12 protein-coding genes are annotated in these 13,865 nt (G+C 70.3%); 10 read left to right on the plus strand and 2 right to left on the minus strand.

What is annotated here, in order from left to right; all coding sequences use genetic code 11:
- Positions 1-11: 11 nt before the first annotated feature.
- From V8J39_RS13725 to V8J39_RS13740, 4 genes are all read left to right on the plus strand, one after another.
- Positions 12-1,013, plus strand: coding sequence for a dipeptidase (locus tag V8J39_RS13725; RefSeq protein ID WP_336461489.1), 1,002 nt, complete (start codon positions 12-14; stop codon positions 1,011-1,013).
- Positions 1,013-2,134, plus strand: a complete 1,122-nt coding sequence (locus V8J39_RS13730) for a Xaa-Pro peptidase family protein (protein WP_336461490.1) — start codon at positions 1,013-1,015, stop codon at positions 2,132-2,134. The genes V8J39_RS13725 and V8J39_RS13730 overlap by 1 nt, the downstream gene beginning before the upstream one ends.
- A 39-nt stretch (positions 2,135-2,173) precedes the next feature.
- Positions 2,174-3,247, plus strand: coding sequence for a TRAP transporter substrate-binding protein (locus tag V8J39_RS13735; protein ID WP_336461491.1), 1,074 nt, complete (start codon positions 2,174-2,176; stop codon positions 3,245-3,247).
- Between the two features lie 315 nt (positions 3,248-3,562).
- Positions 3,563-4,585 (plus strand): glutamate cyclase domain-containing protein, encoded by a 1,023-nt coding sequence (locus V8J39_RS13740; protein WP_336461492.1) that lies wholly within the window; start codon positions 3,563-3,565, stop codon positions 4,583-4,585.
- 119 nt (positions 4,586-4,704) lie between these two features.
- On the opposite strand, the gene V8J39_RS13745 is transcribed toward V8J39_RS13740, so the two are convergent.
- Entirely contained in the window at positions 4,705-5,550 is an 846-nt protein-coding gene (locus V8J39_RS13745; protein ID WP_336461493.1) for an oxidoreductase, read from the minus strand.
- A gap of 85 nt (positions 5,551-5,635) precedes the next feature.
- On the opposite strand from V8J39_RS13745, the gene V8J39_RS13750 reads away from it, so the two are divergent.
- Complete coding sequence (locus V8J39_RS13750) at positions 5,636-6,544, plus strand: LysR family transcriptional regulator (RefSeq protein ID WP_336461494.1); 909 nt, start codon at positions 5,636-5,638, stop codon at positions 6,542-6,544.
- A gap of 33 nt (positions 6,545-6,577) precedes the next feature.
- Here V8J39_RS13750 and V8J39_RS13755 read toward each other — a convergent pair whose 3' ends face one another.
- Entirely contained in the window at positions 6,578-7,270 is a 693-nt protein-coding gene (locus tag V8J39_RS13755; RefSeq protein ID WP_336461495.1) for a GntR family transcriptional regulator, read from the minus strand.
- 209 nt (positions 7,271-7,479) lie between these two features.
- Between V8J39_RS13755 and V8J39_RS13760 the strand changes: the two genes are divergently transcribed.
- Genes V8J39_RS13760 through V8J39_RS13780 form a run of 5 tightly spaced genes read left to right on the plus strand, consistent with a single transcriptional unit; the run spans position 7,480 to position 13,859 of the window.
- A complete protein-coding gene (locus V8J39_RS13760) occupies positions 7,480-8,808 on the plus strand; it encodes a M20 family metallopeptidase (RefSeq protein WP_336461496.1) in 1,329 nt (442 codons plus the stop codon).
- 18 nt (positions 8,809-8,826) lie between these two features.
- Positions 8,827-10,383: an ABC transporter substrate-binding protein gene (locus tag V8J39_RS13765; protein ID WP_336461497.1), complete on the plus strand. Its 1,557-nt coding sequence runs from the start codon at positions 8,827-8,829 to the stop codon at positions 10,381-10,383.
- Between the two features lie 57 nt (positions 10,384-10,440).
- Positions 10,441-11,388, plus strand: coding sequence for an ABC transporter permease (locus tag V8J39_RS13770; RefSeq protein WP_336461498.1), 948 nt, complete (start codon positions 10,441-10,443; stop codon positions 11,386-11,388).
- Positions 11,381-12,205, plus strand: a complete 825-nt coding sequence (locus V8J39_RS13775; RefSeq protein ID WP_336461499.1) for an ABC transporter permease — start codon at positions 11,381-11,383, stop codon at positions 12,203-12,205. Before V8J39_RS13770 ends, V8J39_RS13775 begins: the two co-directional genes overlap by 8 nt.
- Positions 12,206-12,215: 10 nt before the next feature.
- A complete protein-coding gene (locus tag V8J39_RS13780; RefSeq protein ID WP_336461500.1) occupies positions 12,216-13,859 on the plus strand; it encodes an ABC transporter ATP-binding protein in 1,644 nt (547 codons plus the stop codon).
- The last annotated feature ends 6 nt before the right edge of the window (positions 13,860-13,865 follow it).

The following is a 13,865-nucleotide window of genomic DNA, read 5'->3' on the forward strand; positions in this document are numbered from 1 at the left end:
AGCCTGACGAGATGACTGACACTCTTCCCAACACCCCGCTGATGATCGACATGCTGGGCGGCGCGGTGGGCCTGCTGACCCCGCCCGCGACCGATCCGCTGGCCTATGGCAAGAAGCTGACCGACGGCGGGCTGTCGGCCGTGAACCTGACGATGGCGCTTTATGCGCGCGACATCAAACCGGTGCTGGTCGAGTTCTTCGACTACCAGAACCTGTTTGCCGACGCGCCGCACCGGCTGCTGCACGTCAAGACCACCGCCGACATCCTCGAGGCGCGCGCCTCGGGCCGGCTCGGGGTGATCCAGGGCGTGCAGGGCCTGCACTTCATCGAGGACCAGACTCCCTACATCCAGATCCTCGCCACGCTCGGCCTGCGGGTCGCGGCGCTGACCTACAACGAGGCCACGCAGTTCGGCGCGGGCTGTCTCGACCCGATCGACACCGGGCTGACGCTGATGGGCCGGCGCGCGGTGCGCGAGCTGAACCGCTGCAACATCCTGATCGACGTGAGCCACGCGGGCGAGCGCACCAGCCTCGAGATCGCGGAGATGTCCGAGGTGCCGGTGGCGGCGACCCATTCGAACGCCAAGGCCGTGACGCCGTCGGGCCGCAACCTGACCGACGAGCAGATCAGGGCCTTCGCCAAGACCGGCGGCGTGATCGGCATCTCGCCCTACTCGCCCTTCTGCGGCACGGATGCGCGGCCCACGCTCGACGACGTGCTCAGGCACTTCCGCTACGTGGCCGATCTGGTGGGCCCCGAGCACGTGGCGATCGGCACCGACTACTTCCCGCATTCCAAGATCAAGTGGGAGAACGGCACCCGCCGGATGTACCCCGAGATGGTCGGCCCCTATGTCTTCGAGACGCTCTATGCCGAGGGTCTGGCCGATCACCGCGACCTGCCGAACCTGCCGGCCGCGCTGGAAGCCGCGGGCTTCTCCGCGGCCGAGGTCGAGGGGATCTGCGGGCTGAACGCGCTGCGCGTGCTCAAAGCGGCATGGGGGGCGTGATGCTTTTCAACCGCGACCGCGCGACGCGGGTGATGGAGCGCGACGGGCTCGACCTGATCCTGCTGTCGGACCCGCGCACCTTCCTTTACGCCACCGACTTCACCGCGCCCTCGACCTTCTCGTTCCTCGACCGGCCGTTTCTGGCGCTGGTCGACGGCGCGACGACGAAGGCGATCGTGCCCAGCTGGGACATCGACGATTTCCGGGTCCGCAGCTGGGTGACAGAGTCGGTCGGCTACACCGAGTTCGCGACCGACCGCGACGAGGGGCTGCTGCCGTCGTGGAAGGTCGCGCTCGACCGCTGGCTGCCGAAGACCGGCCGCATGGGGGTCGAGGAACGCTATCTGCCGAAATGGATCCGCGACGTGATCGTGGGCCTGCGCCCCGAGCTGACGCTGGTCGATGCCCAGCGGTCGGTCCGCGACATCCGCATGGTCAAGACCGAGCACGAGATCGCACGCATCCGCATCGCCACCGGCGCGATGGAGGCCGCGGTGGGCGACATGTTCGCCGCCGCCCATGACGGCATCACCGAGGCCGAGATGGGCCGGATCTACGCCACCGGCGTCTCGTCGCGCGGCTGCGAGAACATCGCGAACTTCGTGCTGGGCTTCGGCCCCGGCGGCGCGGTCAGCCACGCGATCCCCGGCGAGCGCCGCCTTGCCCCGGGCGACGCGATCCGCTTCGACCTTGGTGCACGCTACAAGGGCTATCACGCCGACACGGCCGTGACCCGGATGTGGAAGCAGATGACCCCCGCGCAGGAGAACCTGTATCGCGGCTGTCTCGACAGCCAGCGCGCGGCGGCCGAACTGCTGTGCGCCGGCCGCCCGGTGCGCGAGCTTTACGACATCGCGATCCGCACCGCCCGCGACCGGATCCCCACCTTCCGCATGGAACACGTGGGCCACGGGCTGGGCGTCGAGCACCACGAGAACCCGCCGCTGATCGGCACGGGCGAGGCGGTGCTGGAGGCGGACATGATGATCAACGTCGAGACGCTGTTCCTCGACCCCGTCCACGGCGGCTTCGCCATCGAGGACACGTACCTGGTGACCGAGACCGGCTTCGAACAGCTGACCGGCTTCGACCGCAACCCGATCCTCATGCCCAAGGGCTGAGAGCGACCATCCCAACGACAACAACAGGGTAGACGAACCATGAAGACCTTCCTCACCGCCTCGGCGCTGGCGCTGGCCTGCGCGATGCCCGCCTTCGCCGCCGATCCCTCGCTGACCGAGGCCGGCGACGCGGTCACGCTCAAGACCGTGACCCAGACCCTGCCGACGCTGACCCAGTACACCAAGGTCGAACAGCCGAACTACGCCCAGGTCCCCGCCTGGTCGAACGACCGGGTGAAGATCGAGGCCTCGACCTGGGCCGAGTACGGCGTGCAGGCCGCCGACATCCTGAACCTGGTCCGCCAGGGCCAGATCGACGTCGGCGCGGCGCCGCTCGCGCAGGTGTCGGGCCAGGTGCCGTTCCTCGAGATCGCGGACCTCGCGGGCCTCTCGCCCGACGTCAAGACCGCCAAGGCCGTCACCGACGCGGTGATCGACAGCTCGAACGAGGCGCTGTCGAAATACGGCATCCGCATCATCGGCACCTATCCCTTCCCGGCCAACGTCATGTTCTGCAAGGGCGACATCAAGGGCCTCGCCGATCTGAAGGACCGCAAGGTGCGCACCTTCGGCCCGTCGCAGAACGACCTGGTGCAAAGCTTCGGCGCCCAGACCGTCTCGATCGGCTTCCCCGAGGTCTACGGCGCGCTGGAAACCGGCGTCGCCGACTGCGCCGTCACCGCCGCGCTCTCGGGCAATGCCGCCAAGTGGTACGAGGTCACCGAATCGATGCTGAACATCCCCGTCAGCTGGGGCACGGGCGGCTACTACGTGAGCCAGGCCTGGTGGGACAGCCTCGACCCGGCGGTGCAGAACTTCGTGGGCGATCTCTATGCCAAGATCTCGGACGAGGAATGGGCGCTGGCCGCCGCCGGCACCCAGGACGGCGTCGCCTGCAACACCGGCGACGCGGCCAACTGCAAGATCGGCCAGGTCGTGACCGGCGATCAGGCGATGAGCGTCACCAACGCCTCGGACGCGGACACCGCGGCGCTGAAGGAAAAGCTGTCGTCGGTGGTGATCCCCGCCTGGGTCGGCCGCTGCGGTGCCGACTGCGCCGAGAAGTTCGACGCGATCGTCGGCCCGATCACCGGGCTGAAGGCCACGAACTGAGCCACCCCGCCGCCGGCTGCGCCACCTGCTGCGCCGGCGGGCCCTGCGACCGGGCCCAGCGACCGGGCCCCGCGACCGGGACCTGCGACGGCGCCGCCGCCGCGCGGCCCGGTCGCCCGCCCCGGCATTCGAACGTGGCCCGGCCGGACCCTCTCCCCCGGCCGGGCCGCCGGGGCCCGCCTCCGCCCCCCTCCCGGCGTGACGGCAGGCCCTCCCACCCGCGCGGCGGTGCCCTGGTGCCGCCGCGCGGGCCCCGACACGACGGCCGGGCCCGAGGGGCCGGGCCCCCGGAAGACGAAGATACGGAGACGACCCTTGGACGACATCATCGGCGAAGCGCTGGACCGCCTGATCAACGTTGAGATGCGCTATGCCTCGGGCGTTCCGCGCGGCATCATCCATCGCCTCTACGACGCCGCCCGCGCCGAGCAGGGCCGGCCCCTGACCACCCTCGCCGTCGAGGCGATCATCGCCGCCGTCAAGCCCGGCGACCGGGTGCTGATCGTGACCGGCGCCGGCGCGCCGCCCTTCCTGCCCGTGGGCGAGACCGACGGCCCGCTGGGCGCGGTCGCCATCGGCCACGCGCTTGACCGCGGGCTGGGCGCCAAGCCCGTGTTCCTGTCCGAGGACCGCAACCTTGGCCCGATCATCGCCTCGGCCGAGGCCGCGGGCCTGTCGTGCCTGAGCGAGGAGCTGTTCGCCGCCCGGCCCCAGGCCGCGCTCTGCGAGGCGCTCGCGCTCGCCCCCGAGGACACGGCGGCGCAGGCGCGCGACCTGATCGCGCGCCACGCGCCGTCGATGGTGATCTTCGTCGAGAAGGGCGCGCCGAACGACCGGGGCGTGTTCCACACGATCACCGGCATGGGCCGCGACCGCACGGTGATGGCCAGCGCCGACCACCTGCACGCGGCGGCGGTCGCGGCCGGGATCCCGACGCTGGGCATCGGCGACGGCGGCAACGAGGTCGGCTTCGGCCGCATCCCCGAGGCTGTGGCCGAGATCCAGCAATATGGCCGCGCCTGCCGCTGCGGCTGCGGTGGCGGCGTGGGCACGGTGGTGCCGGCCGACGTGCTGGTTGTCGCCGCGATCTCGAACTGGGCGGGCTACGCGATCGCGGGCGGGCTCGCGCTGGCCACCGGCCGGCCCGAGGCGCTCCATGACCTCGAGGTCGAGGCCGACATGCTGGCGGCCTGCGCCCGGGCGGGCGCGGTCGACGGGCTGACCGCCCGCCAGGCCAAGGGTGTCGACGGCACCACCGGGGCAACGCAGATCGCGATCATGACGATGATCCACAACATCGTCGACAACGCCCGCCGCCCGCTCACCCGCGGCTTCTGAGGCCGAGGCGGGCCTGCCGCCCGCGCCGTTCCGGCACGGGCGGCGCAGGGGCCCGGCCCCGGGTCACCACTGCCCGCCGCGGGACCGCCGGGACCTGCGGCGGCAGGGCCGGGGCCGCTTCAGCCGGCGGCGAGCCCGTCAAGCCGCGCCTTCTGCGCATCGGTGAACCGCAGCGCCGCCGCGGCCACATTCTCGCGCAGGTGCGCGCGGCGCGAGGTGCCTGGGATCACCAGAATGTTCGGGCTGCGCGCGAGCAGCCATGCCAGCGCGACCTGCTGCGCGCTCGCGCCCATCTCGGCCGCGACGGCCGCGAGCCCCTCGGACTGCAGCGGCGAGAAGCCACCCAGCGGGAAATAGGGCACGTAGGCGATGCCGTCGGCCGCCAGCGCATCGATCATCGCATCATCGACCCGGTGCACGAGGTTGTAGTGGTTCTGCACGCAGACGATCGGGGCGATGTCGCGCGCCCGGGCCAGTTGCGCGCCGGTGACCGTGCTGATGCCGATGTGGCCGATGATCCCCTCGTCCTGCATCCGGCGCATCATCCGCATCGGCGCCGCGACGTCGTCCTCGGGCGTGCCCATGCGCAGGTTCACGACCGGGATCCGCGACAGCCCGAGCCGCCCGAGGTTGTCCTCGACCGAGCGGCGCAGGAAATCGTCGTCACGGCGCAGGTTCCACGCCCCGCCGTCGTCGCGCCAGGCACCGATCTTCGTCACCAGCACCAGCGCCTCGGGATAGGGGAACAGCGCCTCGCGGATGAGGCGGTTGGTGTGGAACGGGCCGTAGAAATCACTGGTGTCGATGTGATCGATGCCCAGCGCGATCGCCTCGCGCAGCACGGCGCGGGCCTCGTCCTCGTCCTGCGGCGGGCCGAAGACATGCGGACCGGCAAGCTGCATCGCGCCATAGCCCATGCGGTTCACGCTGAGCGTGGTGCCGGGGAAGGTGAAGCGGGTGGTCATGGAAGGCTCCTATGCTGTGTCCCGGTGAAGATGGCGGATGCGGCGGGATTTGATAATCCGGGCAATCCCGGATACCCTGTTCGGTATGCCGAACAGCGCCCCCTCCTTCGACGACCTGTCCGTGTTCCTGGCCGTGGTCCGGCGCGGCGGGTTCCGCGATGCGGCGCGCGATCTCGGGCTGTCGCCCTCGACGGTCAGCGACACGATCACCCGGCTCGAGGCGCGGCTGGGCGCGCGGCTGCTGACGCGCACGACGCGCAGCGTGGCCCCGACCGAGGTCGGGCGCGACCTGGCCGCGCGGCTGGCGCCGCTGCTGGCCGAGACGGCGGCCGCGGTCGATGCGGCGATGAGCCGGGGCGGCGAGGTGCGCGGCAGGCTGACGCTGAACGTGCCCGGCGCGGTGATGGTCGACATCCTGCCGCCGCTGATCGACGGCTTCCTCGCCCGCCATCCCGAGGTCCGGGTCGAGATCATGGTGGAAGACCGGATGGTCGATGCCGTCGCCGCGGGCTGCGACGCGGGCATCCGCTATGGCGAGGCGCTGGCGCAGGACATGATCGCGGTGCCGATCGGGCCACGGGTGCAGCAAAGCGCGCTCGCGGCGGCGCCCGGCTATCTCGCGCGCAGGGGCACGCCCGCGCATCCGACCGATCTTCTGTCGCATGACTGCCTGATGGTGCGCTTCACCAGCGGCGCGATGGCGCGGTGGGAGTTCGAGCGCGCGGGCGAGGTGGTGCGGGTCGATCCCGAGCCGCGGCTGACCGTCGGGGTCGCGGCGCCGATGGCGGTGATCGAACATGCCGCGGCCGGGCTCGGGCTGTGCTGCATGTTCCGCAACTGGCTCGAGCCGCGGTTCGCAAGCGGCGCGCTGGTGCCGGTGCTGCGCGACTGGTGGCCAAGCTATGACGGCCCGCGGCTTTACTACGCCAACCGCCGCTTCCTGCCGCCGCCGCTGCGCGCCTTCATCGACCACGTCCGCGCTGCGGGCGGCTGACGCGACGGCCGGCCCGCGCGGCGCCGCGGCGGATCACTGGATCTCGTTGATGTAGACGTCGTCGCGGGTGCAGGCGCGGTGGTCGTTCAGCAGGATCGGCTGCGCCATCTCGTCATAGGCGACCTCTTGCAGCACGAGCACCGCCGCCGGCGCCGTCAGCCCGAGCAGCGCGATGTCGTCCTCGTTGGCCAGCTCGGCCTCGACCTGCTCGCGGATGGCCGAGATCTTTAGGCCGTAGTCATGCCAGAGCGCCTGGTAGATCAGTTGCGGCACCGCCTCGGGCGTGGTGGGGAAGCCGGGCACGAGGCTCATCGGCAGGATCACCGTCTCGTGCATGACCGCGCGGCCACCCACCGACCGCAGGCGGCGGATCTCGTGGATCATCGCCGGCTCGGACAGCGCGAGGCGGTCGGATTCGGCCGGGGTCGAGAGCCGCTGGGTGATGCCCAGCACGCTTGGCGTCGAGTTCTGCAACTCGCCCGAGCGCGAATGCAGCCGGAAGTAGTTGTAGATGAACCGCAACGAATGGCGCGGCGTCCGCCCGGTCACCACCGTTCCGGTCTTGCGCCGCCGCGACAGCGCGCCGCCCGCCGTCAGCTCGCCCAGTGCGCGGCGGATCGTGCCGACCGAGACGCGGAATTCCTGCGCCAGCGCCGTCTCGGACGGCAGCACCGTTCCGGCCGGCCAGATGCCGGTGTCGATTCTCGCGGCGATCTGTTCATACACCGCCCGATAGATCGGCACATTGAGGGGCTGATTGACTGAAATTTGACCGCTCCGGCAGGATCTAGACGCTGGCACATGCCCTTGCGCAGACCTTCGCTGCTTTGCCATTGACGTCAAGCCTCGGTCTTCGGTTTATTTCTATATAGTTTATAGTTTAACACGACGTGGTCAGGCGACCACGCGAGGGCAGGATGACCGGGACGGACACGATGACCGGGACGGACAGGCGCGGCGCCGCGATGGCGCTGATCGAGGCAGAGCTGGATCGCGCGGTGGCGGATCTCGCGCGGATGGTTGCGGTCGACACCCGGTTTCCGCCGGGGGCCGGCTACGGCGCCTTCGCGACGCTGATGGAAGAGCTGCTTGCCGACCTGCCGCTGCCGACCCGGCGCGAGACGGTTCCCGACGCGCTCTGGCAGGTCGCCCGCGGACCGGCGCGGGGCGAGCGGATCAACCTGATCGCCGAGGCGCCCGGCACCGGCCCCGCCTGCAGCCTGTATTTCCATGTCGACACCGTCTGCGCGGCGGGCGGCTGGCAGCGCGATCCCTTCGTGCTGACCGAGGAGGACGGCAGGCTTTACGGGCTTGGCACGGCCGACATGAAGGGCGCGATCGCGGCGGCGGTCCATGCGCTGCGCGTGGCGCAGCGGCTGGGGCTGACGCTCGCCTATCGGCCGCAGCTGCTGCTGTGCACCGACGAGGAGGGCGGGCTGTATCCCGGGATCCGCCACCTGGCCGAGCAGGGAATGATCGCCGGGCACCTGCTGAACTTCAACGGATCGGCCGGCCCGCGGATCTGGGGCGGCTGTTTCGGCAGCTTCAACCTGCAGGTCACCGTCCGGGGCTTTGCCGCCCATGCCGCCGACCGCTCGAAGCACGCGATCAACGCGATCGAGGCCGCGCTGCCGATGATGCAGGCGGTGCAGGCGCTGCGCCCCGCCGTCGCCGCGCGGATCTCGGCGCTGCCGGTCGCGCCCGGGCAGCCGCCGCTCGCGGCCCAGATCGCGATCACCGTCGCCGAGGGCGGCACGTGCGGCGGCCAGGTGCCCGACCGCTTCGTCTTCCTCGTGTCGCGCCGCTATGCCCCCGAAGAGGATTTCGCCACCGCCCGGACCGAGATCGAGACCGCGATCCGCGACGCCTGCCCCGCCGGCGCCACGCTCGACTTCGACCTGATCGGCCACCTGACGCCGACCGCGGACCCCGAAGGCAGCCATACCCCGCGCTGGATCCGCGCCGTGCAGGAGGGGTTCGGCTATGCGCCGGAGGAGTTCGTGAAATACGCGGCCGCGAGCGCCTCGGATTCCGGCTACGTCCAGCAGGCCGGGGTGCTGCAGGAGATCAACCTGGGCGGCCTGATCCGGCCGGGGTCCAATGCCCACGGCGCCGAGGAACACACGACCCGTGCCGACCTTGCCGCGCTGGCGAAGGCGATCCTGTGCTACCTGGCGGCGGATTTCGCGCCGGAGCTGAACCCCGAGCTGATGGCTGCGCCCGCCGCCGCCGCCGCCCCCGACCCGACCACCCCCAATAACTAACGTCCGACAGGAGTCCCCATGCCCTTCAATCGTCGCGCCTTCCTTGGCACCAGCGTCGCCGTCGCGGCGCTGGCCACCGTGCTGCCCCGCGTCGCGATGGCGCAGGCCACGCCCGAGGCCGGCGGCGTGCTGCGCGTCGCAATCGACCAGGCCGTCAGCGTCATCCACCCGCTGCTGACCCGGGTGAACCCCGAGTACATGACGGCCGAGCTGCTGTATTCCGGCCTGACCCGCCTGGGCCGCGACATGCAGGCCGAGCCCGACCTCGCCACCGAATGGCAGGCCAACGACGACCTCACCGTCTGGACCTTCAAGCTGCGCCCGGGCGTGACCTTCCACGACGGCGCCGCCTGCACCGCCGCCGATGTCGTCGCGACCTTCCAGGCGATCCTGAACCCCGACTTCGCCTCGCCCGCGCGCAACAACGTCGGGCCGATCGACACGATCGAGGCCGTCGACGACACCACCGTGCGCTTCACGCTGAAGACGGCCTATGCCGACTTCCCGGTCGCGCTGTCCTACAACAACGCGCGCATCATCCAGGCCTCGGTCGTCGAGGGCTCGTTCGAGAGCCTGCGCACCTCGGCCAACGGCACCGGCCCGTTCAAGCTGGTGAGCTATGAACCCGACCGGCTGGTGGTGGTCGAGAAGAACCCCGACTTCTACGATCCCGCGCGCCCCTACCTCGACCGGGTCGAGCTGCACGTCTTCCCCGATCTCGGCGCCCAGGTCTCCTCGCTGCTCGCCGGCGACATCGACATGATCGCGACGCTCGGCCCGAACGACTTCATGCGCCTTGACGGCCAGGACGGCATCGACGTGCTGCGCTCGGCCTCGGGGCAGTTCTGCAACGTCAACTTCGGCACCGACATCGCGCCCTTCAACGACGCCCGCGTGCGCCGCGCGCTGGCCCTGACCATCGACCGCGACGCCATGGTCGACTTCATGACCGAGGGCTTGGGCACCAAGGGCAACGACACGCCCCTGAACGGCTCGTACCCGTTCTTCAAGCAGATCCCCCAGCGCGAGCAGAACATCGCGGAAGCCAAGAAGCTTCTGGCCGAGGCGGGCCTCGCCGACGGGTTCGAGGCGGAACTGATCGCCTCGGACCGCCCCGCGATCCGCACCCAGCTGGCCGTCGCGCTGCGCGAGATGGCCAAGGAGGCCGGGATCACGATCAACGTGACCACCATGCCGCATGCGACCTACCTCGACCAGGTCTGGAAAAAGGGCGCCTTCTACGTCGGCTTCTACAACATGCAGCCCACCCCCGACGGGATCATGAAGCTGCTGTTCACCTCGGACGCGGCCTGGAACGAGACGCGCTGGAACAACACCGCCTTCGACGCGCTCATCGCGCAGGCCCGCAGCACCATCGACCCGGCCAAGCGCACCGAGCTTTACACCGAGGCCCAGACCCTGATGAACGACGAGGTCCCCGCGATCATCCCCGCGTTCTTCGACGTGCTGGGCGCCAAGCGCGCCTGGATGCAGGGCTATGACATCCACCCGCGCGCCTCGGTCTTCCGGCTGGACTTCGCCTGGCTCGACGCCGCGGCGCCGACCAAGGGCTGACGCCCGTCACTGACCGGCCTGCCCTTCCCGGGGCAGGCCAAGCCACAGGGAGCTGACGTGTCGGCGAGCTATATCCTCAAGCGCATCGCGCTGATCTTCTACACGCTCTTCATCGTCTCGATCCTCGTCTTCGGCATCACCCAGATCCTGCCCGCCGACGCGGCGGTGATGATGCTGGGCGAGAATGCGACGGACGAGGCGCTCGAGGCGCTGCGCCAGCAGATGGGGCTGAACGATCCGATCTGGGCGCAGTACCTGCACTGGGCGACGGGCGTGGTGCAGGGCGATTTCGGCACCTCGCTGCGCACGGGCCAGCCGGTGGGGCCGGCGCTCTTTTCGGCGCTCGGCACCTCGCTGACGCTGGCGGTGCTGGCGCTGGCGGTGATGCTGGTGCTGGCGATCCCGATGGGGATCCTCGCGGCGGTGCGCCGTGGCAGGGCGGCGGACCTGGTGGTGGGCTTCGTCTCCTACATCGGGGTGTCGCTGCCCGAATTCGTGACCGCGACCCTTGCCGTCGTGGTCGTGGCCGACATCTGGGGCCTGCTGCCGCCCGCGGGCTATGTCCCGCTGGCCGAGGATTTCTGGGGCGGGCTGCAGCGCCTGATCCTGCCGGTGTCGGTCGCGTCGATCATGATGATCGCCCATGTCTCGCGCATGGTGCGCTCGGAGCTGGTCGACGTCATGCACACCGACTACATCCGCGCCGCACGGCTGAAGGGGCTGACCCCGCGCCGGGTGCTGATCCGCCACGGCCTGCGCAACGCGCTGCTGCCCACGATCACCATCGTCGCGCTCGACGTCGGCTACCTTCTGGGCGGGATCATCGTGGTCGAGGAGATCTTCTCGATCCCCGGGATCGGCCGCGCGCTGATGTCGGCGATCCAGTCGCGCGACCTGCCGGTGATCCAGGCCGGCGTGATGATCATGGCCGCCACCTATTCGATCGTGAACTTCGCCGCCGACCTCATGTACGCGTGGCTCGACAAGAGGATCCAGTATGACTGACTTTCTGCGCCGGCTGCTGCGGAGCCCGCAGGGAGCGCTGGGCTGCCTGATCGTCGGCCTGATCCTGGTCGCGGTGGTGTTCGGCAGCTACCTGACCCCGTACGGCCCCGAGGACATGCAGCCCCTCGCGCGCTACAAGGATCCCTCGGCCGCGCACTGGCTGGGCACCGACCAGTACGGCCGCGACATCCTCAGCCGGCTGCTGGACGGCGCGCGGTCGACCGTGGTGATGGCCGTCGCGGCGACGGTGATCGGCACGCTTGGCGGTGCGATCCTCGGGACCGGGTCGGCCTATCTCGGCGGCCGCGCCGACGAGTTCATCATGCGCACCAACGACGCGGTGATGGCGATCCCGTCGCTTCTGATGGCGCTGATGGTGGTCTCGCTGCTCGGGTCGAACTCGGCCAACGCGCTTTTGGCGATCGCCATCGCCTTCATGCCCTCGATGGCGCGGATCAGCCGCTCGGTCGCGCTGACCGTGCGCAAGCAGGACTATGTCAGCGCCGCGATCGCGCGCGGCGAGGGCGCCGCCTACATCGTGCTGCGCGAGATGCTGCCCAACGTCATCGCCCCGATCGTGGTCGAGATGACGATCCGGGTCTCGTTCGCGGTGATGCTGTTCGCCACGCTGTCGTTCCTCGGGCTTGGCGCGCAGCCGCCCGCGACCGACTGGGGCCTCATGGTGTCCGAGGCGCGCCAGTACCTGCACCGTTCGTACTGGATCCTGATGTGGCCCAGTGCCGCCATCGCGCTGACCGCGATCGGCTTCAACCTTCTCGGCGACGGGCTGCGCGATGCCCTGAACCCCAGGACCTGAGGAGCGTGGCATGACCGACACCGACATGGCGCTGCGCGTCGAGGGCTATTCGCTCGCCTATGACGTCAAGGGCGGACAGGCCCGGGTGCTGAACGGGATCGACCTGTCGATTCGGCGCGGCGAGATCCTGGGGCTGGTGGGCGAAAGCGGCTCGGGCAAGTCCAGCATGGCCAGCGCGATCATGCGCCATCTCGCGGGCAATGCGCGCGAGAACGACGGCCGGATCTGGCTGGGCGGGACCGACCTGCGCGCGCAGACGGAGCGGCAGATGTCCGACATCCGCGGCCGCCGGGTCTCGATGGTGTTCCAGGACCCCGCAACCTCTCTCAATCCCACCCTGCGGCTGGGCGAGCAGCTGGCCGAGGTGCTGGTGCGCCACCGCGGCCTGACGCCCAGGCAGGCCTGGGCCGAGGGCGAGGCGCGCCTGGCCCATGTCGGGCTGAAGACCCCGCGCGAGATGATGGCGCGGATGCCGCACGAGATGTCGGGCGGCGAGAAGCAGCGCGTGGTCATCGCCACCGCCTTCGCCTGCAATCCCGAGCTGATCATCTTCGACGAGCCGACGACGGCGCTCGACGTGATCACGGCGCGCCAGATCCTCGATCTTTTCGCGGGGCTCCAGCAGGAGACCGGCGTCGCCTCGCTCTACATCTCGCACGACCTCGCGCTGCTGTCGCAGACCGCGGACCGGGTCGCGGTGCTGCAGAAGGGCGTGATCGTCGAGCAGGGCGAAACCGCCGGCCTGTTCCGCACCCCGCAGCATGACTATACCAAGGCCCTGATCGCCGCCGCCCCGCAGCCGGACCGGCGCCTGGTCACGCCGCTGGACACCACCCGCGCACCGCTGGTGTCGGTCCGCGACGTGACGGTGAACTACGGCCGCAAGTCGCTGCTCGACACGCTGCTGCGGCGCGACTACGCGCCGGTCGTCGGCAGCCGCGCGGTGACGCTCGAGCTGCGCCCGGGCGAGGTGCTGGGCATCGTCGGCGAGAGCGGGTCGGGCAAGTCGACGCTGGCCAAGGCGATGACCGGGCTCAACCGGTTCGACGGGCTGATCGACTTCGACGGCCGGCCGGTGACGGGGCTGTCGGACATGGACAGCGCCTATCGCCGCGACGTGCAGATCATCTTCCAGCATCCCGACGCCTCGCTGAACCCGCGCCAGCGCATCGCCGAGATCCTCGCGCGGCCGCTGCGGCTTTACGGCCGCGGCCAGGGCGATCCGCGCGCCCGGATCGCGGCGATGCTTGAACGGGTGCGCCTGCCCGCGAGCTATGTCGACCGCTATCCGCACCAGCTGTCGGGCGGCGAGAAGCAGCGCATCGCGATCGCCCGCGCCTTCCTGTCGAACCCGCGGCTGGTGATCTGCGACGAGATCACCTCGGCGCTCGACGTCTCGGTTCAGGCCTCGGTGATCGAGCTGCTGATGGAGCTGCACCGCGACACCGGCGCGGCCTATGTCTTCATCACCCACGACATCAACCTCGTGCGCCAGATCGCGCACCGCATCGCGGTCATGTACCGCGGCGACCTGGTCGAGATCGCGGATGCCGAGCGCATCGCCGACCCCGACCGCGCCCCCTACACGCGCCAGCTGCTGGAGGCGGTGACGCCCCCGGCCTCGGCGCGCCTCGCGACGACGCCCCAAGACTGACTGCAA

Source organism: Frigidibacter sp. MR17.24 (genome assembly GCF_037095655.1).
Classification (GTDB): domain Bacteria; phylum Pseudomonadota; class Alphaproteobacteria; order Rhodobacterales; family Rhodobacteraceae; genus Frigidibacter.